Below are 21,643 nucleotides of genomic sequence, written 5' to 3'. Positions count from 1 at the left end.
CTAACGTGAACCTGTGCTGGGCTATCTCTACCTCGCCGTCGCCATCGCGACCGAGGTCGTCGCGACCACGTTCCTGAAATTCACCACGGGTGAGAACGCCCGATGGTGGGCGTTCGTGATCGTCGTGGTCGGCTATGTCGCATCCTTCTTCGCGCTCTCGCTCGCCCTCGGGCGCGGCGTGCCGCTGGGGATCGCCTACGCGATCTGGTCGGCCGTCGGCGTCGCCGCGATCGCGATCATCTCGTGGGTGTTCTTCAAGGAGTCGCTCACGTGGCTGCAGATCGCGGGCCTGGTGCTCGTGGTCGGCGGCGTCGGGCTGCTCGAGCTCGGCGCGAAGCACCCGGCCTGAGCGTCGGCCGCCGCGCCTACGCCGATCCCACGAACGCAGCGAGTGCGTCGTCGAGCGTGTGCGCCGGGGCGATCCACTCGAAGCGGGCGCCGTCCCCGCTGGGAACGTACTCCCCCTCCGGCGTGATGACGACCGACCCGAGGAGCCGGCCGCGGCCGAGCGCGGCGTCCTCATCGGGGAAGGAGTGGTCGTACACGTCGTAGCGGTCGCCGTCCTCGTAGACGGTCAGGTCTTCCAGCAGCGGCATCAGAACCTCCTCGTGAACGGCAGCGGCTTCCGCATCCGGATGAGCAGCAGCAGGGGGACGAGCACGTACGGCCCGTTGTACAGCAGGAACACGATCGGGTTGGGCGTGCGGTCTCCGACCGGGCCGAAGAACTCGACCCCGAAGATCGGGATGGCCGTCAGGCTGATGATCATGGTCGCGTAGATCACGGCGAACAGCTGGATCCAGTTGAAGCCCTTCACCAGGCAGACGATCAGCAGCACGTAGAACGGCAGATAGATGAAGGCGCTGGTGCCGGTGATGAACCGCAGCCAGAGCGGCTCGTGCATGTAGAGCGGGTCGTACTGCGACGAGTACGTGTAGTTCCACTGGGCGAGGATGTTCGTCGTCGTGGCGGTCTGCGGGATGCCGAGGGTCGGGATCGCGTCGCTGATGATGCACGTCACGATGAACAGCGAGAACATCACGATGAAGAAGATGTCGAACGGACGCTTGCGCAGCGGCAGGTTCGCGGGCGTCGCCGGGGCGGCGGACGCGACCCGGGCGCCTCCGGTTCCAGGGGTCACGGTGGTCACGGGAGGGAGCCTAGCGCCGGTTAGCCGCGACCCGCCGCTACTTGAGCGACTTCTGCATCAGCACCGTGCCGAGCCACCGGTCGAACTTGTAGCCGACGCGGCCCATGCGGCCGATCTCGGTGAAGCCGAAGTTCTCGTGCATCTTGATCGACGCCTCGGCGCCCTTGTCGGCGATGACCGCGATCATCTCCTTGAGGCCCGCCTCCTTGGACTTGTCGATCAGCGCCTGCATCAGCACGGTCCCGAGCCCCTTGCCCGTGGACGCGGCGCCGAGGTAGATCGAGTTCTCGACCGTGAAGCGGTACGCGCGCTTCTGCTTCCACGGCGACACGAGCGCGTAGCCGAGGAGCTGGCCGGTCGGCGACACCGCGACGATGAACGGCATCCCGAGCTTCTTGAGGTAGGCGTACTTGCTCTTCCACTCGCGCAGCGTCATCGCGTCCTCGTCGAACGTGACGGTGCTGTTGGCGACGTAGTGGTTGTAGATTTCGCGGACGTGCGGGAGGTCGGCCGGCTCGGCGTCGCGGATGGCGTACTCGAACGGCGCCTCCGGCGCCTCCTGTTTGCGCAGGTGCCGCGGCAGGACGCGGCGCTCCTGGTATTCCTCTTCCAGCACGCCTTCCAGAGTACGTCGTGCGTGTTGCCGCCGGGTTACGGATCCAACGTCCAGTCGACCGGCTTCTCGCCCACGCGTTCGAGCAGCGCATTCGCACGGGAGAACGGCTTGGACCCGAAGAAGCCGCGCGAGGCCGACAAGGGGCTGGGATGCGGCGACTCGATGACCGGGTTGCCGCCGAGGAGGGGCTTCAGCGTCGCCGCGTGGCGGCCCCACAGGATGGATACGAAGGGGCGGCCGCGGGCGACCAGCGAGCGGATGGCGTGCTCGGTGACCTCCTCCCAGCCCTTGCCGCGGTGCGACGCCGGCTCGCCGGGACGGACCGTGAGGACGCGGTTGAGCAGCATGACCCCGCTCGAAGACCAGCCGCTCAGGTCGCCGTGCGGCGGAGGTGTGACGCCGAGGTCGTCGCGCAGCTCCTTGTAGATGTTCCGGAGGCTGCCCGGCAGCGGGCGCACGTGCCGTTCGACCGCGAACGACAGCCCGATGGGATGCCCGGGAGTCGGATACGGGTCCTGCCCGACGATCAGCACCCGGATGTCCGCGAGCGGTGCGCGGAAGGCACGCAGGACGTTCTCGCCCGCCGGGAGGTACGGGCGCCCGGCCGCGACCTCGGCGCGCAGGAACTCCCCCATCGCGGCGATCCGGTCGGCGACGGGCTCGAGCGCCTGAGCCCAGCCGGCATCCATCGAACCGTCGGCGGCGAGCTCCGCCAGCGTCTTGGCCACGGCGGCGTCAGTGCGTCGCGGCGGTCACCGGCGGGAGCGCGGACCACGGGAAGGTGATCCAGCGGTCGGTGCGGCGCCAGACGAAGTCGGGCTCGAGGACGGTCCGCGGCTTCGAGTAGAGGCACACGGTGCGGACATCGGCGCCGGAGGCGGAGATGAGGTCGACGACCATGGCGAGCGTCCGGCCGGAGTCGGACACGTCGTCCACCAGGAGCACGCGCTTGGCCTCCAGCGCGGCCGAGTCGAGCATCGGAGGCAGGACGACCGGCTCGGGAAGACGCGAGTCCACCCCCGTGTAGAACTCGACGTTCAGCGCGCCGCAGGCCTTGATGCCGAGGGCGTACGAGATGGCTCCGGCGAGCAGCAGACCGCCGCGCGCGATGGCGACGACCATGTCCGGCTCGTAGCCCGACTCGACCACCTCGCCCGCGAGGTGGCGGGACGCCTCACCGAATTCGAGCCAGCCCAGGACCTCCCGTTCCGTCTCCTGAAGGACGTCTGCTCCGGAATCGTCGAGTTCGCTGGCCATCCATCTACCGTACCGGGGCGGCGCGGGTGTTAGCATCCGCGCATGACCTCGGAGAAGACGTCGACCCAGCGCCGGGCGACGGTCGCGATCGGCGCCACCGCCGCCCTCATCGGCTGGCTGGCGCTCGTCGAGCTGACCAGCGGCATCCTGCAGGGCTACTACGTCCCGCTGATCTCCGACATCGTGAAGCATCTGGGCATCCACGACGCCGACTACAACTGGTTCGAGGCGGCCCAGCTGCTGCTCTCCGCGCTGGTCGTGCCCGTGCTCGCGAAGCTCGGCGACATGTTCGGGCACAAGCGCATCCTCCTCATCGCGACGCTGCTCACGGCTCTGGCCAGCTGGGCCCTCGCGTTCTCCGGCGACTTCGTCACCTACCTCGTGGCGTTCGCGCTGCAGGGCTTCTACGTGGTCTGGCTGCCGCTGGAGGTCGCCCTCATCTTCGACCGCGGCCGGAGGAGCGGGACGGCGGCGTCCCGGACGCGGCGTGCCGCCGGTCTTCTCGTCGTCGCCCTGGAGGCGGGCGCCATCGTGGGCGCGATCGGCGCCGGCCTGCTGTTCGAGGCGCTCGGCGGGAATGTCACCGTCACCCTCATGGTCCCGGCCGTCGCGGTGAGCCTGGTCTTCTTCGCGATCCTGTTCGGGGTGCCCGAGTCGGAGCCCGTGCCCGGCCGCTCGCTCGATGGGATCGGGTTCTCGCTCCTCGCCCTCGGCCTGCTGCTGATCACCTCCGGTCTGACCTTCCTGCGGCTCAACGGGGTCGGCACCTGGTGGGTCTGGGGGCTCATCCTGCTCGGCATCCTGGCGTTCATCCCGTTCGGGCGCTGGGAGCTGAAGCAGGCAGACCCGGCGATCGACCTGCGCGTGCTGCGGAGCCCGGCGATGTGGCCGGTGCAGCTCACCGCCGGCCTGATCGGGATCAGCCTGCTCGGCGCGCAGGCGCCGCTCAGCACGTACGCGGGCACCGACCCGGCGAACGGCTACGGGCTCGGGCTCTCGGCCGGGCAGCGCAGCATCCTGATCGGCGCGTACCTGATCTCGATGATCGTCGGGGCGCTGCTGTTCCCGCTGGTGTCGTCGTGGCTGACGCCGCGCGTGACCCTGATCGGCGCGTCGTTCCTGGTCGCGATCGGGTACCTGATGTTCTTGCCCTTCCACCTGCAGACGTGGGAGGTCTTCCTCAACATGGCCGTCGCCGGGATCGGGTCGGGCGCACTCGTCGGGGCGCTTCCCGCCGCCGCGGCGGCCGCCGCCCCGCGCGGGCAGACCGGTGTCGCCACGGCGCTGACGAACACCACCAAGACGGTCGGCGGATCCTTCGCCTCGGCGGTGTTCGGCGTGGTGCTGCTCACCGGCGCGGCCACGGTGACCGCCACGGCCGCCAGCCTCTTCGGCTACATGATCGTGTGGACCATCTGCGGCCTCGGCGCGCTCGTCGCCGCGGTGCTCCTCTTCTTCGTGCCGCGGCTCGCGTTCGCGGACACCGAACCCGCCTTGGAGTGACCATGCCCGAGCAGCTCCCCGCCCCCGTCGCCGACGCGCTCACGCAGTTCCTGCTGGAGCAGAGACGTCTCGCCCCCGGCCTGGTGAGCCGCGCGGTGGTGACCGGCTCAGCGGTGGCCGGGGACTGGCATCCCGGCGTCAGCGACATCGACGTCGTCTTCGTCGTCACGCGCGACCCGGTGGACGACCTGCCGGCGCTCGCGGAGCTCCACGCCGCCTCCGACCCGCACATCGACGGCGTGTACCTCACCGAGTCCGAGATCGCGCGGGGGCCGGACGTCATCGAGACCGCGCCGCAGGTGGTGGAGGGGGTGCTCGTCTCCCAGCTGCCCGGGGCGCAGCTCAGCTGGATCACCTGGCGGGAGCTGGAGTCGGGGGTGCAGGGGATCGTCGACGGCGGCGACGTGATCTGGTCGCCCGTCGCCGATCGGCACCCCAAGGCGGCCGAGGGGGTGGTCGCCTTCTCGCGGCAGAACCTGCAGGACTACTGGCAGGGCATCGGCGACGGCCTCGAACGCGAGATCGCCGACCGCCCGGACGACGGGCCGATCCGCGCGGAGACGGTGCGCTGGGTGGCGCTCGGGCCGATCCGCCTCGTCGCGACGATCGAGACGGGCGAGGTCGTGTCCAAGACCGCGGCTGCCTCTTACGCGGCCGAGCGCTGGCCGGAGCACGCCGAGCTGTTGGAGCGGGTCGTACGCGACCGCGCGGGTGAGCCTCAGGAGTTCACCGCGGGCGACGGACGAGAAGCGGTGGAGCTCCTGCGGAAGTGCGTGGCGGTGGCGGAGAGCTGACCGAGGTGAGAATGCCGAAGGGCCCGGCGGGAGCTTCCCGCCGGGCCCTTCGTGACATCGCTTACGCGCGCGCCGCCTCCGCGACGGAGCGGGCGGCGGCGAGGCCCGCTGACAGGTCCGCCTTGAGGTCGTCGATGTTCTCGAGGCCCACGGAGAGGCGGACGAGACCCGGGGTGACGCCCGCGGTCAGCTGCTGCTCGGGGGTGAGCTGCGAGTGCGTGGTCGAGGCCGGGTGGATGACGAGGCTGCGCACGTCGCCGATGTTGGCGAGGTGGCTGAACAGCTTCAGGCTGTCGACCAGAGCCGCTCCCGCGTCCACGCCGCCCTTGAGCTCGAACGACAGCACCGCGCCGACGCCCTTGGGGGCGTACTTGTTGGCGGCCGCGTACCAGGGGCTCGTGGGCAGGCCCGAGTAGTTCACCGAGGCGACATCGGGGTGCGCCTCGAGGAACTCCGCGATCTCCTGCGCGTTCTGCGTGTGACGCTCGACGCGCAGCGACAGGGTCTCGATGCCCTGGATGAGCTGCCACGCGCTCGCGGGCGCGATGGCCGAGCCGAGGTCGCGGAGCAGCTGGACGCGCGCCTTGATGATGTAGGCGAGGCCGTCGCCGACCGCGGCGGTGTAGCTGGCGCCGTGGTACGACGGGTCCGGCTCGGTGAGGCCCGGGAACTTCTCGACGTTCTTCGACCACTCGAACTTCCCGCCGTCGACGATCACGCCGCCGATGACAGTGCCGTGGCCGCCGAGGAACTTGGTGGCCGAGTGGATGACGATGTCGGCGCCGGACTCGAAGGGGCGGATGAGGTACGGGGTCGCGATCGTGTTGTCCACGATCAGCGGAACGCCGGCCTCGTGCGCGACGTCGGCGACGAGCGCGATGTCGAGGATGTTGATCTTCGGGTTGCCGATGGTCTCCGCGAAGAACAGCTTGGTGTTCGGGCGGACCGCACGGCGCCACTCCTCGGCGTCGTCCTGGTTCTCGACGAACGTGGTCTCGATGCCGAGCTTCGCCAGCGTGTACTTGAACAGGTTGTACGTGCCGCCGTAGATCGAGCTGGAGGAGACGATGTGGTCGCCCGCCTGCGCGATGTTGAGCACGGCGAAGGTCTCGGCGGCCTGGCCCGACGCGACCAGCAGAGCGCCGGTGCCGCCCTCGAGGGCCGCGACGCGCTCCTCCACGACGGCCTGCGTCGGGTTCTGGATGCGCGTGTAGATGTTGCCGAACTCCGCCAGGGCGAACAGGTTCTTCGCGTGCTCGGCGTTGTTGAACACGTAGGACGTGGTCTGGTAGATCGGCGTCGCCCGGGCGTTGGTCACGGGGTCCGGAGCAGCTCCGGCGTGGATCTGCTTGGTTTCGAACTGCCAGTCGGCGGCGTCGGTCATGGCGTTTCTCCTTCGGGTGCTTCGGGTGCGCGGTCCTCAGAAGGCTAGACGCGCCGCCGCGCGCGGGCAACGCCCTCGAAACACGCCGTAACCCGGGAGAATGGCGGCATGAGCAGCAGACGCGTTGTCGTGACCGGAGCGAGTTCGGGGATCGGGGCGGCCACCGTCCGCGCCTTCCGGGCGGAGGGGTGGGATGTGGTCGCGGTCGCGCGCCGCGAGGACCGCCTCCGCGACCTCGCCGACGAGACCGGCGCCGAGTACGTCGTCGCCGATCTCACGAAGCAGGACGACGTGGATGCGCTCCGCGACCACCTCGCCGCGACCGGCGGCATCCACGCCCTCGTGAACAACGCTGGCGGCGCGCACGGTCTCGACTCGGTCGAGTCGTCGAGCGTCGACGACTGGGTGTGGATGTACGAGATCAACGTGATCGGCACCAAGCGGGTCGTCTCGGCCCTCCTGCCGCTGCTACGCGAGGGCGCGGCGGCGACGGGGCACGCCGACATCGCCGTGGTCACCTCCATCGCCGGACTCACCGCCTATGTCGGCGGCGGCGGGTACAACGCGGCCAAGTTCGCCGAGCACGCGCTCACCGAGGTGCTGCGGCTGGAGCTTAACGGCGAGCCGATCCGCGTGGTGGAGATCGCGCCGGGGATGGTCGCCACCGAGGAGTTCTCGCTGGTCCGCTTCGGCGGCGATCAGGCGAAGCGCGACGCGGTCTACGAGGACGTGCCCGAGCCGCTGTCGGCCGAGGACGTGGCCGGGACGATCGTCCACGCGCTCACCCTTCCCAGGCACGTCGACCTCGACCTGATCGTCGTCAAACCGGTCGCACAGGCCGCGCCGTATCGGCTCCACAAGGGCCCTCTCGCCGTGAAGGGCACGAAGGGCTGAGACTGTGGCCATGCCCGATCAGGACGAGGACCGCAGGCGTCACGCCTGGGAGCGGGTCACCGGCTACCCCGCCCTGGCGGCGTCGTTCCTGTTCCTGACCGCGTATTCGGTCGGCATCCTGTGGGTCGGGCAGCCCCACGCCGTGACGGTGACGGTCACCGTCGTCCTCCTCGCTGTATGGGCGTTCTACGTCGTCGACTTCACCGTGCGGCTGCTGCTCTCGGAGCGCAAGGGGCGCTTCGTCCGCCGCCACCCGATCGCCCTCCTCTCCGTGCTCCTCCCGCTCGCCCGTCCGTTCCTGCTGCTCACCGGCCTCGCCCGGGTGCGGGCTTTCCGCGGGAACACGCCGTCGCATCTGCGGCGCCGGGTGGTGGTCTTCGCGAGCGCGTTCATCGTGATGTTCATCTACGTGATCTCGCTCGCCGAGCTCCACGTCGAGCGGTACGCGCACGGCTCCAACATCAAAACCTTCGGCGACTCGGTGTGGTGGGCCTGCGTGACCATGGCCACCGTGGGCTACGGCGACTACTACCCGGTGACCCCCGAGGGGCGCATCCTCGCCGTGATCCTGATGATGGGAGGCGTCGCGATCGTCGGAACCGCGAGCGCCACGATCGTCAACTACCTCAACGAGCGGACGCAGCACTTGCGCCGACGCCCCGATGATCGCCTCGACCCGCCCGGCGCGGGCCGCGACGACGACCGCGGCTGACGGCGCTCAGCCGCGGCGGAGCGCTTCGTAACACGTGACCGCAATTCCACGGCCTCCGCAAGAATGGACGAATGGACTGGCAGACCTCCGCGGACACGGCCCCGTCGAGCTTCATCACGGAGGCGCAGGCGCGGACGCTGCTGGGCAAGCCGCCCGCGAGCGGCGCGTGGAAGGAGTCCGACCCGGTCGCCGGTCGCCGGTTCGTCGGGATCGGCGCGTTCTCGTTCGAGAGCGGGGAGAGCCTGCCGTACGTCCGCATCGCGTACGAGACCTGGGGCGAGCTGTCCGAGGTGCGCGACAACGCCGTCCTCGTCCTCCACGCGCTCACCGGCGACGCGCACGCGGTCGGCCCCGCCGGTCCCGGCCAGCGCACCGCCGGCTGGTGGCAGGGCATCATCGGCCCCGGCAAGGCGATCGACACCGACCGCTGGTTCGTCGTCGTCCCGAACATGCTGGGCGGCTGCCAGGGCACGACGGGTCCCGCCTCCCTCGCCCCGGACGGCGCCGAGTGGGGGTCCCGCTTCCCGTTCACGACCATCCGCGACCAGGTCGTCGCGCAGGCACGCCTCGCCGACGAGCTCGGCCTCGAGCGGTGGGCCGCCGTCGTCGGCGGGTCCATGGGCGGCATGCAGGCGCTGGAGTGGGCGGTCATGTTCCCCGAGCGCGTCGAACGGCTGGCCGTGATCGCCGCTCCCCCGTTCTCGACCGCCGACCAGATCGCGCTCAACTCCGTGCAGATCGAGGCGGTGCGCACCGACCCGCTGTTCCGCGGCGGCCAGTACTACGACGCCGAGGACGGCGACGGGCCGCACCGGGGGCTCGCCCTCGCCCGCCGGATGGCGCTGCTCAACTACCGCAGCCCGTCCGAACTCAACGAGCGGTTCGAGCGCGCCTGGCAGAGCGGCATCAGCCCACTCGGCGGCGGCGGCCGGTTCGCGGTCGAGTCGTACCTCGACTTCCACGGCAACAAGTTCGTCCGCCGCTTCGACGCCAACAGCTACATCACCCTCGTCGAGGCGATGAACTCGCACGACGTCGGCCGCGGCCGCGGCGGGCTGGCAGCGGCACTCTCCCGCGTGACCGCGAAGACGCTCGTGGTCGGCATCGACAGCGATCGGCTGTTCCCCGTCGAAGGACAGGACCAGATCGCCTACCACGTGCCGGACACGCTGGACGGTAGAGTTCCAGTGGTGATCCGCTCGGGCTTCGGTCACGACGGGTTCCTGATCGAGGACGACGCCGTCAGCACGCAGCTGCGGCGGCTGTTCGCCGTGTGACCGAGGATGGAGGGGCATGTCGCGCATCCAGAAGGAGCGTGATCGTCTCCTCGCCTCGACCGCTCGCACGGTGGGCCTGACGGCCACCGCGACGGCGCTGATCTGCCTGAGCGTCCCCGGCTCCCTGCCCCTGCCGCTCTACCTCGCGTCCCTGGTGCTCGTCGCCTGCCTGGCGTTCGCGCAGTGGCAGCTCGCGACGCTGCTGCGCCTCATGCTCTGGATGCCGGTGATCGTGGTCGCGGGCGTCGCGCTGATCCTTATCCACCTGCTCCCCGGTACGCCCCTCGGACCGTCGGCGATCAGCGCGGTCGGCGTGATCGGCGCCGCGGCCGTGGCGTGCGTGTGCGTGCTCGCAGTCACATCCCGCCCGCGCGTCCTGCTCCTGGTGGTCTCGGCGCTGGCGACCCTGGCCGCGCTGGGGGTCACGCTCGGGATGACGCAGTCGCGACTGATCGAGCCGCTCGTCTTCACCGTCACCGGCTGGATCGCGCTGACCGCGACGGGCATCTGGCTCTCGCGCACCGTGCCCCGCACGCTGAAGCGCATCTCGACCATGAGCCGCGCCTACCGCGTGGAGCGGCAGGCCAGCGAGACGGAGGCGCGCCGCCGCCAGAGCGCGCGCCTGCTGCACGACACCGTGCTCGCGACCCTGACCCTGCTCGCCCACTCCGGCGTGGGCGTGAGTCATGGCGCGCTGCGCGAGCAGGCGGCGGAGGATGCGGCCCTGCTGCGACAGCTCCGGCTCGGCTTCACGCCCGACCCGGCGCGCTCCGGCGACTACAAGCTGAAGCCGGTGGAGGAATCCACGCTCGGCAAGACGCTGGAGTCCGTCAAGCAGCGCTTCCGCCGCATGGGGCTCGAGGTCAACTGGCACGGCGCCGGTCAGGTGCTCCTGCCGTCGGACGTGCTCGACGCGTTCCTGCTGGCGCTGGGCGAGTGCCTCGAGAACGTGCGCCGGCACTCCGGGGTCAACGAGGCGCACGTCACGATCACCGACGACGAGACGAACGTGCGCGCGATGGTCACCGATGCGGGCAAGGGCTTCGACGTCGCCACCATCGACACGGAGCGCCTCGGCTTCACCGAGTCGATCGTCGCCCGACTGCGTGACGTGGGCGGGAACGCCCGCCTCTTCTCGTCGCCTGGCAGCGGGACGACCGTAGTGCTGGAGGTGCCGAAGTGACCCGTGTCGACGAGCGGACCGTCCCCCGCAGCCCGATCGCCCGCGGCGCCGCCGGGGACGAGCGGGACGCGCTCGGCCGTGCCCGGCTCGACCTCGGCTTCAACGTGGCGACGGTCGCCCTCATCGCCTTCCTGCTCATCCTGTTCGCGATCAACGCGAGCGAGTACGCGCTGCTGGGCTTCACCGTCTCCGCGTGGGTGCTCATCGGGGTGTCGCTCGTCGGCGCGCTGGTGCTGCGGTTCCGCCTGCCGGACGAGCTGCCCTTCCCGCTCTACCTCGGCGCCCTCGCGCTATGGGCCGGCGCTGTCGCCCTGGACGTCGTCGGAACCTGGCCTCTCGACGGCGCGATCGTCCCGCTCACGGCCGCGGCCGCCGTCGGACCGGCGCTGCTGCTGTGCGCCCCCGTCCGCCCGGCCCGCGACATCGTCCTGGCCACCGCAGTGCTCGGCGCGACGCTCGCCGTCGTGGTGGTCTGGCGCGCGCTGCCCGACCTCCAGCTGCTCGGCCCCGGCGTGGTCACCGTCGCGATCGCGGTCGCGCCTCCCCTGGTCGGCGTTCAGATCGTCCGAAGCCTGCGCACGCTGGTGCAGCTCGAGCTCGACCTGGTTCAGGTGCAGAGCACCGTCGTCTCCCCCGGCTACGCGGTCGGGATGCTGGCCTCCGAGGAGCTCGCCCGCCTCGACCTCGCCGCCGAACGGCTCCTCGACGGCGTCGCCACCGGCCGCACCCGGCTGCCGCTCGGCGAGGACACGGCGGACGCTGCTGCCAGCATCGCGACCGAGCTCCGCCTCCACCTCATCCAGGGCCGCAAAGAGACCTGGCTGTACCACGCGGTGACGGAGTCGGCTCTGCTCGGACCGTCGGTGACGCTGACCGACCCGGACGGCCTGGCCGCCTGGCTGAGCCGCGACCAGCGCGACGGCCTGCTCACGGCGGTCTGGCTGCTCATCAGCGACCCCATCCGCACCGGCGCGGGAGCACCGCGCACCCTCACGCTCGAGCTCTCCCGCCCGGTCGGCACCTACCCGAGGTCTGCCAACCCGGGCGCGACGACACTGATCGTGATCACGACCAGCGGTGTGCCGCGAAACGGGGTAGACCCTGCGGCATGGCAAGCTATCCGTAAAGTGGGGCGCTATGCGGAGTCGTTCTCCGGATCCGCCCTGAGGATCGAGATCACCTCGGTCCGCGACACTTCCGCCGAACTGGGCTGACCCAGCGGGCAGGACCGGGACAGAGAAAGGCACGACATGGGCGAGCAGCCGCCGATTCGGATCGCGATCGTCGATGACCACAAGATGCTCCTCGGAGCGCTCACCGAGTGGATCCGCAGCGCCGCGGATGACATCCGCATGGTGGCGGCGGTGGCCAGCTGGCCGGAGCTGCTGACGCATCCCGAGTTCCCGGTGGATGTGGTCCTCCTCGACCTGGATCTGAAGGACAACATCCCGATCTCGCTCAAGCTGTCGACGCTGAAGACGACCGGCGTGGCGACCGTGCTCATGAGCACGTACTCCGAGCCGGCCGTCGTGCGCGAGGCTCTGGCCGCCGGCGCGATGGGCTACCTCGTGAAGAGCGAGGACGCCGAGATGATCGTGGAGGCGATCCGCGCGGCCCGCAAGGGCGAGTCGTTCATCTCGGCCGAGCTCGACCTCGCGCTGAACGCCGGCGAGCTCGGGGGCGCCCCCAAGCTGAGCGCCCAGGAGCGTCGAGTGATGGCGCTGTACGGCGCCGGCGAGCCGGTCAAGGCGGTCGCCTTCCAGCTCGGCATCTCCGACGAGACGGCCAAGAGCTACCTCAAGCGCATCCGCGAGAAGTACCGCGTGGCCGGCTACGACGTGGGCACCAAGGTCGCCCTGCGCAAGCGCGCCATCCAGGACGGCATCCTGCTCCAGAACGACTAGCCGCTGGCCGCTCGGCGGCTAGTCGACCGAGACGGGGTCGGGGCGCTGGGCGTGGACGACGCCGGTGTCGACGCCGCGGCGCTCGCGCGAGCGGTCGATGCCGAACGAGAGCAGGGCGAGCAGGATGCCCGCGACGGCGAGGATCGCGCCGACCACGATCGGCGACAGGTAGCCGAGGCCGGCTGCGATCGTCAGACCGCCCAGGGCCGCGCCCGACGCGTTGGCGATGTTCAGCGCCGAGTGGTTGAGGGCGGCGGCGATCGACTGGCTGTCGTGCGCCACATCCATCAGCCGGGTCTGGATGGTCGGCGAGAGCGCCGAGCACGCGCCGGCCACCACGAACACCGAGACGACCAGCCCGACGACCGTGGACGCCGTCAGCCACAGCGCCGCGAGCGCCACCAGCAGGATCGCGAAGAACAGCAGCATGCTGTTCCGCACGCTGTGGTCGGCCGCCCGGCCACCGAGGATGTTGCCGACGGTCATCCCGAGGCCCGCGACGATGAGGATGAGCGGCACCGACGCCTCCGGGAGCCCGGTGACCGTCGTGACGATCGGCGCGATGTACGTGTAGACGGCGAAGAACCCGCCGAAGCCGATCGCGCCGATCAGCAGAGCGAGCCAGACCTGCAGGCGGGTGAAGGCGCGCAGCTCCTTGCGCATGGTCGCCTTCGCGTCGCCGGCCTGCCACGGGACGAGGAACGCCACCGCCACGAACGTCAGCGCGAAGATCGCGGCGATGACCAGGTAGGCGATGCGCCAGCCGTTGTGCTGCCCGATCCAGGTGATCGCGGGCACGCCGATGACGTTCGCGATCGTCAGGCCGGAGAGCACGAAGGCGACTCCGCGGCCGCGCTTCCCCGGACCCATGAGGGAGGCGGCGACCAGTGACGCGATACCGAAGTAGGCTCCGTGCGGAAGCGCCGAGACGAACCGCGCGAGCATGACGAGCTGGAACGTCGGCGCCACGGCCGACGCGATCGTGCCCACCGTGAAGGCGACCAGCAGCCAGAGCAGCAGCTTCTTGCGCGGCCAGCGCGCGGCGACCGCAGCGATGGTCGGCGCGCCGACCACGACCCCGAGCGCGTAGGCGGAGATGATCCAGCCGGCCTGGGCGTTGGCGTCGTCGGGCGACGTCGCGTACAGCTGCGGCAGCAGGTCGTGCGCGATGTTGGGCAACAGGCCCATCGCGACGAACTCCGTGGAGCCGATGCCGAAGCCGCCGAGGGCGAGCGCCAGGAGAGCAAGACGAATACGGGCCGACGACATCGTCGTCGGCCCGTCGAGAATCGGGGTCACCCGCCGAGTCTATATCGAATCGTTTCGACCCACGGCCACCGCCGCGGCGGATTCCTGCTCGAAGAACTCGGCGACATCCACATCCCGGGTCTCCTCCGGACGTGCGACGCCGGTCCGCACGGCGCCGACGATGGCGACGATGACGCAGCCGAGCGCCACGCCGCCGACCAGCACGGCGATGAGCGCGAGCAGCGGTGTCAAGTAGATCAGCACGCCCACCACCGCGAGCACGATCGTGTTCAGATCCACGTCACTCCCCCTGCTCCAGCGCCGCCTCGAGGCGCTGCACCTTGCCCTCGAGCTCGCCGGTGTAGCCCGGCCGGATGTCGGCCTTCAGCACGAGCGAGACCCGCGTGCCGAAGCGGCCCACCGCATCGGTGGCGCGGCGGACGACATCGAAGACCTCGTCCCACTCCCCCTCGATGGTCGTGAACATCGCGTCGGTGTGGTTCGGGAGGCCCGACTCGCGCACCACGCGCACCGCCGCGGCGACCGCATCGTGCACCGACGCGTCGGCCCCTTCCCCACCGCTCGGGGCCACCGAGAACGCCACCAGCATGATTCCCCCTTCGACGGGATGGACGGGTCCCTCGATGATGTCATCTTCTGCGGGGCCACGGCCAGGGAAGCGGAGGATCCGCCCTAGCGCGGGTCGCCGCCGACCGGCTCCGTGTGCGCCCCGGGCGCCGTGTGGAAGGGCCACGCGTGCGCCGGCACCAGGTCGCCTGCCGCCTCCTGGCGGTGGCGGCGCCGCCACAGCGCGCCGATCGTCCAGCCGAGGATGACGAAGTACATGAGGTTTCGCAGAGTCAGGACCGCCACCATGGCCGGCTGCGGCACCCCGAGCAGCATGTCGTAGAGGAAGGGGTAGAACACCTGCGTCAGGCCCGCGGTGATGAGCACGAGGATGGCGGGCGTCTTGAACCCGCGGCCCTGGTACGTCAGCCCGATCACGACCGGCGCCGCGAGCCAGACGACGTACTGCGGCGAGCCCACCTTGTTGAAGGCGATGAACGCGGTCACCAGCGCGAGCGACAGCTCGGGCAGGATGCGCGTGTACGGAGTCCCGCGCCGGAGCGCCCGCACGCCGATCAGCGTCACGACCACCGCCGTGAGCCCGAACAGCGGGTTCATCAGGCTGCCCGCGATCCCGGTCCCGCTGCCGCTCACCTGGAAGGTCAGCAACTGCCGGTCGTAGTAGACGGCCGCCCCGGGCACGTGGAACGCGGCCTGCCACATCCAGATCGTGCTCACCGGGGCCTCGATCTGCAGGCCACGGTCGGTCTGCATCGTGATGAAGCTCAGGATGTGCCATCCGGCGCCGAAGATCAGAGGCACCGCGACGATCACGGCCGACGTGACGACCGCCACGAGCACGATGTGCCACCGCGATTTCAGCGCCACGACGGCGGCGAGCAGAATGGCCGCCGGCCAGACCTTGATCCAGGTCGCGGCGGTGAGGACCACGACCGCGGCCCGTTCGTGCAGGGTGAGCCAGAGCAGGCCGACGATGGCGAGGGACGCGGACACGGCATCCAGCCGCCCGACCGCGATCGGACCGAGCAACAGCAGGAAGCCGAGCCACCACCACGCGGCGACCAGCCGGCGCGGCTCGCGCCCGACGATGAGCACGGCGAAGGCGGCCGCGTTGAGCAGCATCACCATGTTGAGCCACGCCCAGACGTAGCCGTGGTCGCCGAACAGCAGCGGCAGCATGACCGGCACGAGCGCGCCGAACGGGTACACCCAGTCGGAGTCGACGCCGACGATCTGCGTGCCTTGCGCGGCCAGCTCCGCCCACGGCTTGTAGACCAGGAAGACGTCGCCGAGGCCCTTGCCGTCGATCAGGGCGATGCCGCTGATGAAGAGGTGGACGGCGAGGAAGCCGATCCACAGCGACAGCGGGCTGTGCACCACCCGGTAGAGGGTGCCCGGCTCGGCTCGCAGGGTCGCCGACGCGCGGATCGGCGCCGCTTCCATCCCCATAGCGCCACATCCTAGGGGATGCGTCGAACGCGCTCCTGAACGGGACGCGATTGCGGTCAGCCGCGTGCGCGGACGAGGTCGCGGACCACTTCGGACAGTCCTTCGACGATGTCCAGCGCGACGATCGGACCGCCGTCCGAGACGCGCTCCCCGCCCGACCGTGGATCCACGCGGCCGTCGCGCCGAGGGCGGCGAGCGCCGCGTGGCCGTCCTCGTCGATCTCGCGGGCGTGGGTCGCGACGAGCGCGCCCAGGACACCGCCGAGAACGTCGCCGCTGCCCGCCGTGGCGAGCCAGGCCGGGCCGGCGGTCACCGCGTGATGCGGTCCGCCGGGGGCGGCGACGTAGGTGGTGTGTCCCTTGAGCAGCACGGTCACCCCGAGGCTGTCGGCCGCGCGCACCGCCCACCCCGCCGGGTCGGCCGCGATGTCGTCGGCGGTCACCGCGTCCGAGTCGTCGTCGGCGCGCGCGGCGAGCATGGTCGCCAGCTCGCGGAAGTGCGGCGTGACGATCACCGGCGCGGAGGCCCGGCCGACCAGGTCGAGCGCTCCCGCGTCGATCACCAGCGGTCGGCCGTCACGGAGCGCCGCGCGCAGGCGCTGGGCGTCGTCGTCGGGCCGGCCGGCCGCGTCCATGCCCGAGCCGATCAGCCAGCCCTGCACCCGTCCCGGCGCGGTGACGATCTCGGGCCGTCGACGCATGACGAGGTCGGTGGGCCGCTCGGCGCCGAGGTAGCGGATCATGCCCACACCCGTGCGGGACGCACCCTCGACCCCGAGCACCGCCGCTCCCGGATACCGCTCGGAGCCGGTCACCACCCGAGCACGCCGCGCGAGTACTTGTCGCTCGACTCCTGCGGCACCGCGATCCACGCCGCCGCGTCCGTCTCGTCCCACTGCTGCCACTGCGTCACCGGCCGCCTCCGCTCGCTCGTGAGTCCATCGTCCCCCATCGAACCCCGCGCCGCCCACGATAGGTTGTGAGCATGGCGATCAGCATCCCCGGCAAGGTGATCGTGTTCGACTACGGCGAGGTCATCTCGGTGACCCCGACCCCGGAGGACCGCGCGGCGCTCACCGAGCTGGCGGGCGGCGATGCGGAGCGGTTCTGGCCCGCCTACTGGCGCCATCGCAACGCGCTCGACCAGGGCACGCTGAGCATCCAGTCGTACTGGCGCGGCATCGAACGCGAGCTCGGCGAGAGCTGGGGCGACGCGACCGTTCACCGGCTGTGGCTGGCGGACTTCCGCAGCTGGCTCACGATCGACCACGACACGCTCGACGTGCTGCTCGACCTCAAGGAGGGCGGCACCCGCATGGCGCTGCTCTCCAACGCCGGACGCGATTTCGGCTCGTACTTCCGCCACGGGACGCTGGGCGACCTGTTCGAGCAGGTCTTCGTCAGCGGCGAGCTCGGCACCATCAAGCCCAGCCGCGAGATCTTCGAGCACGTCATGACCGAGCTGCGCGTCACTCCCGCGCAGACGGTCTTCATCGACAACAAGGAGGAGAACGTGCGCGGGGCCGAGGCGCTCGGCATCGCGGGCCACGTCTTCACGAGTCCTCAGGCGCTCCGGGCATATCTCGACGCCCTCGGGTCTTAGATGGAGACATGCCCTCTCTTTTCGACCCCCTGACCCTCCGCGGCGTCACCGCCCGCAACCGCGTGTGGACCTCGCCGATGTGCCAGTACTCGGTGCTCGCCGAAGACGGCGTGCCGACCGACTGGCACCTGGTCAACCTCGGCTCCTTCGCCAGCGGCGGCAGCGGCATCGTCTTCACCGAGGCGACGGCCGTGAACCCGGAGGGGCGGATCAGCCCCCGCGACACCGGCATCTGGACCGACGAGCAGCGCGACGCGTGGAAGCCGATCGTCGCCTTCATCGAGAGCCAGGGCGCGGTCCCCGGGATCCAGCTCGCGCACGCCGGGCGCAAGGCCTCGACCTGGCCGGCGTGGGGCTTCGAGGGCCGGCACGGCACAGTCCCCGCGAGCGAGGGCGGCTGGACGGCCGTCGCCCCGTCCGCCGTCGCGTTCGAGGGATACGACGTGCCGGAGGAGCTGGACGCCGCCGGCATCGACGCGGTGGTCGACGACTTCCGCACCGCGACGCGGCGCTCGCTCGAGGCCGGTTTCCGGGTGCTCGAGATTCACGCGGCGCACGGCTACCTCATCCACCAGTTCCTCTCCCCGATCTCGAACCAGCGCACCGACGGGTACGGCGGCTCGCTCGAGAACCGCGCGCGGCTGCTGCTGCGCGTGGTGGCGGCCGTCCGCGAGGAGGCGCCCGACGCTCCCCTGTTCGTCCGGTTCTCCGCGAGCGACTGGACCGAGGGCGGCTGGGACGAGCACCAGACCGCGACGGTCGCCGCGTGGGCGCAGGATGCCGGAGCCGACTTCTTCGACATCTCCAGCGGCGGCATCCAGGCGGGCATCCGCATCCCCGTCGAGCCCGGCTACCAGGTGCCGTTCGCGCACCACGTGCGCAGCACGTCCGAGGTGGATGTGAGCGCGGTCGGTCTCATCACCACGCCCGAGCAGGCGGCCGAGATCGTGGAGAGCGGCCGCGCGGACGCGGTCATGCTGGCGCGCGAACTCCTCCGCGACCCGCACTTCCCGCTGCGGGCCGCGCACGAGCTCGGCGTCGAGATCGACTACTGGCCGCCGCAGTACCTGCGCGCGAAGTGGCGTCGCTGACCGCCGATCCTGCGATCGGGCGGTCGGGTCAGGTGGGCTGGGTGAGGCAGAGGTAGTTGCCCTCGCTGTCCTGAAACCACGACGACCGCCCCATCTCGTCGGTCGCGATCCCGTTCTCGGTCTTGAGCCCGGGGAAGTCGTAGTCGGCGAAGACCACGCCGCGCTCCCGCAAGTGGGACATCGTCGCCTCGATGTCGTCGACCAGCCAGCACATCGCCGTGTTCTGCGCGGTGCCCGCGTTGCCGGTCTCGTAGACGTAGATCTTGCCCTCGCCGCCGGTGCCGTACAGCACACCGCCGTCCGTTGTGCGCTCCGGTTCGAGCTCCAGCTTGTCGCGGTACCACCCGATGGCCCGCTGCAGGTCGGAGGCAGGAAGGACGGAGTACGTGACAGATGACTCCAACATGGTGATCCTCCTTGATCCAGGCGGAACGCTACGCCCGGAGGCGCTCGTGCGGGCTACCTGGAACCGGCGGTCTACACCCTGTGAATCCGCCTGAGAACTCCCGCAGGGTCCGCATCCCGCCTCGATATACTGGCGGGCAAATGGACGACCCTCCCTCTCCCAGCCCATTCATGACGGCCCGCCCGCCCCGGACTCAGCGAGGTGAGCGGGGTGGCCTATGAATGGATCATGCTCGCGGTCGGCCTCCTGCTGACCGTCGGCACCGGCCTGTTCGTCGCCAGCGAGTTCGCGCTGGTCAACCTCGATCGCGGCGACCTCGAGGCCCGGCGGGAACGGGGCGAGTCGCGCCTGACGATGACCATCGCGGCGCTGAAGATCACGTCCACTCACCTGTCGAGCGCGCAGCTCGGCATCACCCTGACGACGCTGCTCACCGGTTACACGATGGAGCCCGCGATCAGCTCGCTGCTGCGCGGCCCGCTCACGGCGACCGGGCTGCCCGCGGGCGCCGTGATGCCGATCGCGACGATCGTCGCCATCACGATCGCCACCCTGTTGTCGATGATCCTCGGCGAGCTGGTGCCGAAGAACTTCGCGCTCGCGTTGCCGCTCGCGACGGCCAAGATCGTCATCCCCTTCCAGACCGTGTTCACCGCCGTGTTCCGCCCCTTCGTCGGACTGCTCAACGGCACGGCGAACGGCATCCTGCGCCTGCTCGGCATCGAGCCCAAGGAGGAGCTGTCGGGCGCCCGCACGGCCGACGAGCTCTCGTCGCTGGTGCGCCGCTCGGCGAGCGCGGGCGTGCTGGAGGAGGACACGGCCACCCTGCTCAGCCGGACCCTCGCCTTCTCGAGCCGCAACGCCTCCGACGTGATGACGCCGCGGCCCCGCATCGAGGCGGTGCAGCGCACCGACCCTGCGCAGGCGGTCAGCGACCTCGCCCGCAAGACGGGCTACTCCCGCTTCCCGGTGATCGGCGACGACATCGACGACGTCGTCGGCGTGGTGCACGTCAAGCAGGCGGTCGGCGTCCCGCGCCAGCGCCGCGGGCGCGTCCCCGTGTCTGCTCTCATGACCGAGGCGCTGCGCGTGCCGGAGACCATGAACCTGGACACGCTGCTCGGCGAGCTCCGGGCCCGCGGCTACCAGCTCGCGATCGTCGTCGACGAGTACGGCGGCACGTCGGGAATCGCCACCCTGGAGGACCTGGTCGAGGAGATCGTCGGCGAGGTCGCGGACGAGCACGACCGCACGCGCGCCGGCGTCATCCGCGGCCGCGACTCCATCACCTTCCCCGGCATCCTGCGCCCGGACGAGCTCGAGGAGCGCGCCGGGGTCACCGTGCCCGAGGAGGGTCCGTACGAGACGGTCGCCGGCTTCGTGATGAACGAGCTCGGGAGGCTGCCCAAGGTCGGCGACGAGGTGACCATCGACGGCGGCACCCTTCGGGTCGAGCGCCTCGACGGCCGCCGCGTCGACCGCATCCGGTACACGCCCGATCCGGTCGTCGTGACCGACGGCGCCACGGAAGAGGGGGTGCGCCATGAGTGACTGGGCCGGACTCGCCTGGCTGGTCGTGCTGCTCGCGGTCAACGCCTTCTTCGTCGGCGCCGAGTTCGCCGTGATCTCGGCACGGCGCTCCCAGATCGAGCCCCTCGCCGAGCGCGGCAAGCGCAGCGCCAAGACCGCGCTGTTCGCGATGGAGCACGCGACGCTCATGCTGGCGACCACCCAGCTGGGCATCACGGTGTGCTCGCTGCTGATCCTGAACGTCTCCGAGCCGGCGATCCACCACCTGCTCGAGGTCCCGCTGCACCTGACCGGATGGTCGGAGGAGGTCATCGGCACCATCGCGTTCATCGTGGCGCTCGTGGTGGTGTCGTTCCTCCACGTGGTGTTCGGCGAGATGGTGCCGAAGAACATCTCGTTCTCGATGCCCGATAAGGCCGCCCTGCTGCTCGCACCGCCGCTGGTCGGTATCGGCCGCGCGGTCCGGCCGATCATCGTCGCGCTGAACGCGACGGCGAACAGCGTGCTGCGCCTGTTCCGGGTGGAGCCGAAGGACGAGGCGGCGAGCACCTTCACGCTCGACGAGGTGGCCACGATCGTGTCCCAGTCGACGCGCGAGGGCGTGCTGATGGACCGCACCGGCGCGCTGACGGCGGCGTTCGAGTTCACCGAGAAGAAGGTGCGGGAGGCGGCCGTCGCGCTTGACGCCCTGGTCACCCTCCCGGCGTCCCCGACTCCCGCGGACGTGGAGAAGGCTGTCGCCAAGCACGGCTTCTCCCGCTATGTGGTCCCCGACGCGGACGGAGAGCCGACCGGCTACCTCCACCTCAAGGATGTCCTCGACCTGGAGGAGACCGGGTTCGAGCTCCCCGTGCCCGCCAAGCGCATCCGCCGCCTGGTCACGGTGTTCTCGGGCAGCGACCTGGAGGACGCCCTGGCCACGATGCGCCGCTCGGGCAGCCACCTCGCCCGGGTGGTCGACGGCGAGGGCGCGACCGCCGGCGTGCTGTTCCTCGAGGACATCATCGAGGAGCTCGTCGGCGAAGTGCAGGACGCGACCCGGCGCAATTGATGCG

General features: G+C 70.6%; 24 protein-coding genes and 1 pseudogene. 13 read left to right on the top strand and 12 right to left on the bottom strand.

What is annotated here, in order from left to right; translation table 11 throughout:
* The first annotated feature begins 16 nt into the window (after positions 1–16).
* Positions 17–349, top strand: coding sequence for a cation transporter (locus tag A0130_15930; GenBank protein ID ANF33494.1), 333 nt, complete (start codon positions 17–19; stop codon positions 347–349).
* Between the two features lie 16 nt (positions 350–365).
* Here A0130_15930 and A0130_15925 read toward each other — a convergent pair whose 3' ends face one another.
* Genes A0130_15925 through A0130_15905 form a run of 5 tightly spaced genes read right to left on the bottom strand, consistent with a single transcriptional unit; the run spans position 366 to position 3,023 of the window.
* Positions 366–596, bottom strand: coding sequence for a hypothetical protein (locus tag A0130_15925; GenBank protein ANF32951.1), 231 nt, complete (start codon positions 594–596; stop codon positions 366–368).
* Positions 596–1,150: a hypothetical protein gene (locus A0130_15920; GenBank protein ANF32950.1), complete on the bottom strand. Its 555-nt coding sequence runs from the start codon at positions 1,148–1,150 to the stop codon at positions 596–598. The genes A0130_15925 and A0130_15920 overlap by 1 nt, the downstream gene beginning before the upstream one ends.
* A 37-nt stretch (positions 1,151–1,187) precedes the next feature.
* Complete coding sequence (locus tag A0130_15915; protein ID ANF32949.1) at positions 1,188–1,766, bottom strand: phosphinothricin acetyltransferase; 579 nt, start codon at positions 1,764–1,766, stop codon at positions 1,188–1,190.
* A gap of 35 nt (positions 1,767–1,801) precedes the next feature.
* Positions 1,802–2,494 carry a uracil-DNA glycosylase gene (locus A0130_15910; GenBank protein ANF32948.1) on the bottom strand — a complete coding sequence of 231 codons (693 nt, stop codon included), beginning with the start codon at positions 2,492–2,494 and terminating at the stop codon, positions 1,802–1,804.
* 7 nt (positions 2,495–2,501) lie between these two features.
* Positions 2,502–3,023, bottom strand: a complete 522-nt coding sequence (locus A0130_15905) for a phosphoribosyltransferase (protein ID ANF32947.1) — start codon at positions 3,021–3,023, stop codon at positions 2,502–2,504.
* Positions 3,024–3,065: 42 nt separating this feature from the next.
* On the opposite strand from A0130_15905, the gene A0130_15900 reads away from it, so the two are divergent.
* Both A0130_15900 and A0130_15895 read left to right on the top strand, forming a co-directional pair.
* Complete coding sequence (locus A0130_15900) at positions 3,066–4,526, top strand: transporter (protein ID ANF32946.1); 1,461 nt, start codon at positions 3,066–3,068, stop codon at positions 4,524–4,526.
* Positions 4,527–4,528: 2 nt separating this feature from the next.
* Entirely contained in the window at positions 4,529–5,320 is a 792-nt protein-coding gene (locus A0130_15895) for a hypothetical protein (protein ID ANF32945.1), read from the top strand.
* 61 nt (positions 5,321–5,381) lie between these two features.
* Here the strand turns inward: A0130_15895 and A0130_15890 are convergent, their stop codons facing one another.
* Complete coding sequence (locus tag A0130_15890; protein ANF32944.1) at positions 5,382–6,704, bottom strand: O-acetyl-L-homoserine sulfhydrolase; 1,323 nt, start codon at positions 6,702–6,704, stop codon at positions 5,382–5,384.
* 108 nt (positions 6,705–6,812) lie between these two features.
* On the opposite strand from A0130_15890, the gene A0130_15885 reads away from it, so the two are divergent.
* From A0130_15885 to A0130_15860, 6 genes are all read left to right on the top strand, one after another.
* Complete coding sequence (locus tag A0130_15885; GenBank protein ID ANF32943.1) at positions 6,813–7,598, top strand: oxidoreductase; 786 nt, start codon at positions 6,813–6,815, stop codon at positions 7,596–7,598.
* Between the two features lie 10 nt (positions 7,599–7,608).
* The gene (locus A0130_15880; protein ANF33493.1) at positions 7,609–8,310 is read left to right on the top strand and encodes a hypothetical protein; all 702 of its coding nucleotides are present in this window, start codon (positions 7,609–7,611) and stop codon (positions 8,308–8,310) included.
* Positions 8,311–8,381: 71 nt separating this feature from the next.
* Positions 8,382–9,587 carry a homoserine O-acetyltransferase gene (locus tag A0130_15875; protein ID ANF32942.1) on the top strand — a complete coding sequence of 402 codons (1,206 nt, stop codon included), beginning with the start codon at positions 8,382–8,384 and terminating at the stop codon, positions 9,585–9,587.
* Positions 9,588–9,603: 16 nt separating this feature from the next.
* Positions 9,604–10,770, top strand: a complete 1,167-nt coding sequence (locus tag A0130_15870) for a histidine kinase (protein ANF32941.1) — start codon at positions 9,604–9,606, stop codon at positions 10,768–10,770.
* The gene (locus tag A0130_15865; GenBank protein ID ANF32940.1) at positions 10,767–11,984 is read left to right on the top strand and encodes a hypothetical protein; all 1,218 of its coding nucleotides are present in this window, start codon (positions 10,767–10,769) and stop codon (positions 11,982–11,984) included. Before A0130_15870 ends, A0130_15865 begins: the two co-directional genes overlap by 4 nt.
* Positions 11,985–12,020: 36 nt before the next feature.
* Positions 12,021–12,674, top strand: coding sequence for a LuxR family transcriptional regulator (locus A0130_15860; GenBank protein ID ANF32939.1), 654 nt, complete (start codon positions 12,021–12,023; stop codon positions 12,672–12,674).
* A gap of 18 nt (positions 12,675–12,692) precedes the next feature.
* Here the strand turns inward: A0130_15860 and A0130_15855 are convergent, their stop codons facing one another.
* The 5 genes and pseudogenes from A0130_15855 to A0130_15835 form a co-directional block, all read right to left on the bottom strand.
* On the bottom strand, positions 12,693–13,943 hold the full coding sequence (locus A0130_15855; GenBank protein ANF33492.1) for an arabinose ABC transporter permease: 1,251 nt from the start codon (positions 13,941–13,943) through the stop codon (positions 12,693–12,695).
* 39 nt (positions 13,944–13,982) lie between these two features.
* A complete protein-coding gene (locus tag A0130_15850) occupies positions 13,983–14,222 on the bottom strand; it encodes a hypothetical protein (protein ANF32938.1) in 240 nt (79 codons plus the stop codon).
* Between the two features lies 1 nt (position 14,223).
* On the bottom strand, positions 14,224–14,532 hold the full coding sequence (locus A0130_15845) for a hypothetical protein (GenBank protein ID ANF32937.1): 309 nt from the start codon (positions 14,530–14,532) through the stop codon (positions 14,224–14,226).
* An 83-nt stretch (positions 14,533–14,615) separates the two neighbouring features.
* Positions 14,616–15,959 carry a hypothetical protein gene (locus A0130_15840; GenBank protein ID ANF32936.1) on the bottom strand — a complete coding sequence of 448 codons (1,344 nt, stop codon included), beginning with the start codon at positions 15,957–15,959 and terminating at the stop codon, positions 14,616–14,618.
* Between the two features lie 56 nt (positions 15,960–16,015).
* Positions 16,016–16,871: pseudogene (locus tag A0130_15835) on the bottom strand (NAD(P)H-hydrate dehydratase).
* Between the two features lie 72 nt (positions 16,872–16,943).
* Between A0130_15835 and A0130_15830 the strand changes: the two are divergent.
* Together A0130_15830 and A0130_15825 are read left to right on the top strand one after the other, a co-directional pair.
* Complete coding sequence (locus A0130_15830) at positions 16,944–17,561, top strand: hypothetical protein (protein ID ANF32935.1); 618 nt, start codon at positions 16,944–16,946, stop codon at positions 17,559–17,561.
* Between the two features lie 8 nt (positions 17,562–17,569).
* Entirely contained in the window at positions 17,570–18,652 is a 1,083-nt protein-coding gene (locus A0130_15825; GenBank protein ID ANF32934.1) for an oxidoreductase, read from the top strand.
* 28 nt (positions 18,653–18,680) lie between these two features.
* Here A0130_15825 and A0130_15820 read toward each other — a convergent pair whose 3' ends face one another.
* A complete protein-coding gene (locus A0130_15820) occupies positions 18,681–19,058 on the bottom strand; it encodes a glyoxalase (protein ANF32933.1) in 378 nt (125 codons plus the stop codon).
* A gap of 228 nt (positions 19,059–19,286) precedes the next feature.
* On the opposite strand from A0130_15820, the gene A0130_15815 reads away from it, so the two are divergent.
* Both A0130_15815 and A0130_15810 read left to right on the top strand, forming a co-directional pair.
* Positions 19,287–20,609, top strand: a complete 1,323-nt coding sequence (locus tag A0130_15815) for a hypothetical protein (protein ID ANF32932.1) — start codon at positions 19,287–19,289, stop codon at positions 20,607–20,609.
* Positions 20,602–21,639 carry a hypothetical protein gene (locus A0130_15810; protein ID ANF32931.1) on the top strand — a complete coding sequence of 346 codons (1,038 nt, stop codon included), beginning with the start codon at positions 20,602–20,604 and terminating at the stop codon, positions 21,637–21,639. The genes A0130_15815 and A0130_15810 overlap by 8 nt, the downstream gene beginning before the upstream one ends.
* Positions 21,640–21,643: the final 4 nt, after the last annotated feature.

Source organism: Leifsonia xyli (genome assembly GCA_001647635.1).
Taxonomy (GTDB): Bacteria; Actinomycetota; Actinomycetes; order Actinomycetales; family Microbacteriaceae; genus Leifsonia; species Leifsonia xyli_A.
Note: the sequence above shows the minus strand (reverse complement) of the source record. Positions and strands in the feature narration are given on the sequence as shown.